This is a genomic window from Bacillus sp. OTU530 (assembly GCF_038440375.1).
The window spans coordinates 1-3,147 of the sequence record NZ_JASATP010000109.1 but is presented as its reverse complement, the minus strand read 5'-3'; the positions used below and the strand labels follow the sequence as shown (position 1 = coordinate 3,147).

The following is a 3,147-nucleotide window of genomic DNA, read 5'->3' as shown; positions in this document are numbered from 1 at the left end:
CGGCTGATACACGCCACATAAAATTTTCATCAAGGTAGATTTTCCTGCGCCGTTTTCCCCCATAAGCGCATGCACTTCCCCTTTATACAGCTCCAACTGCACGTTATCAAGCGCCTTCACTCCAGGGAATGCTTTGCTTATACCCGACATTTTAAGAATAGAATTACCTTTTGTCAGAGGACGAGCTGTCATTTCAGCCTGTTTCACAATATCCCTCCTTCTATATATCATTGCAGTGCGAATGCTCAGTAACCACTAATTGTCTGGATTTTACCAGCCTTTGTAGCTATTAATTGTATCTTGTGTCACTAGTTCTACCGGTACCTTAATCTCAGATTCTACTTTTTCTCCTTTAATAATTTTCATGCCAATATCAACAGCTTGTTTTACAATTTCGTCAGGATGTTGTGCAGATGTAGCAACAAAGCTCTTATTTTCTTTAAGAGCATCTACTGCTTCCGGAGCACCGTCAACCCCAACAATAAAGAACTCCTTATCGCGTTTTGCCTGCTCAGCAGCAATCTTTACTCCCAGTGCTTCAGGATCGTTGATCGCAAACACAGCATCGATTTTCCCTGATGAATTCGCTTGCAAAATATTTTCCATTACGGTTAACGCTTTTTCTCTGTTACCTTCCCCGTTCTGCTTCGCTACAACCTTCACATCAGTTCCTTTAATTGCATCTTCAAATCCTTTAATACGATCTTTCACAGCAGTTACTGGAGGACCATCAATAATTGCGATATTCCCTTTATTTTGTAAACGCTTTAGAAGATATTCGCCAGCAAGCTTCCCTGCTAAGTAATTATCAGAAGCTACAGTTGCGCTTACTCCGCCGTCTGCGCCAACATCAACTGCGATAACCGGAATGCCTGCTGCCTTCGCTTGTTGTACAGCTGCTGCAATTCCTTTTGAATCTACTGCATTTAAAAGAATCATATCTACTTTTTTCGTTATAAAATCTTCCACCTGTGCCATTTGCTTGGACAAATCATAGTCAGCGCTTACAACAATCGCCTCGCCGCCTAGTTCCTTAGCAGCCTCTTTAGCACCTTTTGACATAGAAACAAAGAAAGGATTACTTAACGTACCCACCGTTAGACCAATTTTAATCTTTTTATCCCCTGAACCTGAAGCGGATGTGCTTGCCGAGTTACTGCTTCCATTACTGCAAGCTGCCATTATAAGCAACAATAAAACCATGAAAGGTGCCAACACTTTGTAGATAGCTTTTTTCATTCTTCTTGTTCCCCTTTTCTCTTTTAATAGTTCCCCTTACCTCTTCTTGCTCATTTTTGGACATTTGATGGTGACGCTTTCACCTCTTTGCTCATTTTTAATCACTTTTCACCATATACCTTGGAATATAATGACCATATGTGATTATTTATGATTATAATTTATGCTTTTTTAAATTACAATGATATTTATGATTTTTTTACCATTAAATATATTTAATACCATTAATGTTTTATTTAGTTAAAAAAGATTACTGATTGGCGATCTGTTAGGCAATAATAAAAGCCTAGTTGCGCTTAAAGCTTATTCCTAAAATTTCCTGCTGCGTCGAATACGCTTCTAGCTGAAATTTTATACTTTAAAATGTAAAATAACCCCCATACAGCCATTTTGGCTGCATGGGGGTTAGAAATAATACTACGGACGAACAATATGCACATCAACTCCAGTTTTTCTGAGCTTCTCTACAAACGACTCAGGAACACCGGCATCAATAATACATTTATCGACATCATGAATATCCGCAAATTTTGCAAAAGTCGATTTCCCAGCTTTACTGTGGTCTGCCAATAAGATTACTTGTTTTGCGATTCCAATCATTTTCCTCTTTGTTGCCGCCTCAATAAGATTAGGAGTTGTTAACCCATCTTCCACTTCGATCCCGTTTGTCGCAATAAATGTCTTATCTACTCTGAGCATGGATAATCCGGCTTCGGCAAGTGGACCTACTAGCGCACATGTCTCTTTTCGGAAATTTCCCCCTATCATCACAACATCAATTCCTGAAACATCCTGCAATTCCTGCGCAAAAACAAGGGAATTGGTTACTACTGTCAGTTTTGAAAAAACCTGCAGTTCTTTAACAAGCTGGAAGGTCGTTGTTCCAGCATCAAGCAAAATTGTATCTCCCTCTTCAATAAATTCCAGTGCTTTTCTGGCAATTGCTTTCTTCTCATCCTGAAACTTATCTTCCTTCTCATCAAAGGTTGGTTCAAAATTGACATTTTGGAGAGCAATAGCCCCTCCATGCGTTCTTCTCAATAATTTCTCTTCCTCTAATTCCTTTAAATCCCTGCGAACTGTGGATTCAGATACCTCAAAAAATTGACTTAGCTCTTGAACAGACGCTCTTGAATGTTCTTGTACATATTGAAAAATTTTCATTTTCCGCTCTTCGACAAATAACATAGAAATATCCCCTCCCTATCGAATCTCTCTCTTTTTACTCTCCCCACATATAGCCGCTGCTCGCCAATTCAATCGGTCCGTCAAATACAGCCTTTGCCTGATCAACTAAATCAGCTATATTTCCGTAATGCGGAAGATGGGTTAATAAAAGCCACCCTACGCCAGCTTCTCTCGCAATCATTCCTGCCTCTGTGCTATTCATATGCCCCGGCTTCGTTCCATCTTGATCTGCATACATATTACACTCACACATAAATAAGTCCGCTTCCTTTGCAAACTCCATAAATTCCGATTTATAGCTGGAATCAGCTGTATATACAATTGTTTTGCCGCCAGCAGTGATTCTCATGGCAAAGCATGGAACCGGATGCTTTGTTTCTAGAAAGGAAACCGTAAACGGACCAATTTCAATTGTTTTTGTTGGATCATATGCGACTCCCTTTGTATAAGGATTATGTGTTAACGAAGTAAAACCTTTCTCATCCAGTGCATGACCGTAAATAGGCAGCTCCGGCACATTTCCGACTGTCAAACTTTTAATTAAGCGTCCATATTGAAGTACCCCGATATCAGCTACATGATCATGATGATAATGAGACAGAATAACTGCATCGAGCTCCTCAACCTTTATGTACTTTTGCAGCTGTGATAGTACAGCACTCCCGCAATCAACAAGAAGCTGAAAGCCATCTTGCTCAAGCAAATAGCCAGATGTTGCCT

General features: G+C 39.8%; 4 protein-coding genes. All 4 read right to left on the bottom strand.

Features of this window, described 5'->3' with window-relative positions; all coding sequences use genetic code 11:
• Nucleotides 1-192: ATP-binding cassette domain-containing protein (locus AAHB12_RS30995; RefSeq protein ID WP_342048917.1), on the bottom strand; the 192-nt coding region annotated here is incomplete at its 3' end.
• A gap of 78 nt (nt 193-270) precedes the next feature.
• Nucleotides 271-1,239 (bottom strand): ABC transporter substrate-binding protein, encoded by a 969-nt coding sequence (locus AAHB12_RS30990; RefSeq protein ID WP_342048916.1) that lies wholly within the window; start codon nt 1,237-1,239, stop codon nt 271-273.
• A 417-nt stretch (nt 1,240-1,656) separates the two neighbouring features.
• Nucleotides 1,657-2,427, bottom strand: coding sequence for a DeoR/GlpR family DNA-binding transcription regulator (locus AAHB12_RS30985; protein ID WP_342048915.1), 771 nt, complete (start codon nt 2,425-2,427; stop codon nt 1,657-1,659).
• Nucleotides 2,428-2,461: 34 nt separating this feature from the next.
• Nucleotides 2,462-3,147, bottom strand: a 686-nt coding sequence (locus tag AAHB12_RS30980) for an MBL fold metallo-hydrolase (RefSeq protein WP_342048914.1), incomplete at its 5' end; no start/stop codon positions are given.

What these genes read in the sequence shown, in the direction of transcription:
- AAHB12_RS30990 (WP_342048916.1), bottom strand. Translation starts at nt 1,239, where the DNA reads ATGAAAAAAGCTATCTACAAAGTGTTGGCACCTTTCATGGTTTTATTG.
- AAHB12_RS30985 (WP_342048915.1), bottom strand. Translation starts at nt 2,427, where the DNA reads ATGTTATTTGTCGAAGAGCGGAAAATGAAAATTTTTCAATATGTACAA.